Source organism: Streptomyces sp. CO7 (assembly GCF_053474865.1).
On sequence record NZ_JBRIOU010000156.1, the window covers coordinates 1 to 391 of the forward strand.

The following is a 391-nucleotide window of genomic DNA, read 5'->3' on the forward strand; positions in this document are numbered from 1 at the left end:
GTCCCGGGAGCGAGGGTGGAGTTGCTGCCCGGCGCCGGGCAGCAACTCCACCCTCGCTCCCGGGACCACGCGGTAGTCGGCCGCGGAAGCGGGGCGCCATCTGCGGTCCTGGTCGCCGAAGACGACCAGGAGCGGCTTGCCCAGCACCGTCAACCGGTCAGGCAGCGCCCGCTTCTTCAGGTAGTCGGTGGTCGCCCGCATCGAGGCCGTGACCGCGTGATGCGTCATGCCGCGCAGTTCGTCCACGAGTTCCTGGGGGACCGGGTGTCCCGCACGGAACCCGGTGCTCGCCAACCGGCGGATCTGATCGTCCGTCGGCGGCCACCGCGCGGGGTCAAGCGGCATGGGCTCCGCGGCGATGAAGGCGTCCAGGGCGGGGCCGGTGTTGACG

The 391-nt window shown here is 72.4% G+C and carries 1 protein-coding gene; it reads right to left on the reverse strand.

Annotated features, from left to right (window positions below; translation table 11 throughout):
• Positions 1 to 391, reverse strand: a 391-nt coding sequence (locus ACOV8S_RS31555; protein ID WP_448321893.1) for an alpha/beta fold hydrolase, incomplete at both ends; no start/stop codon positions are given.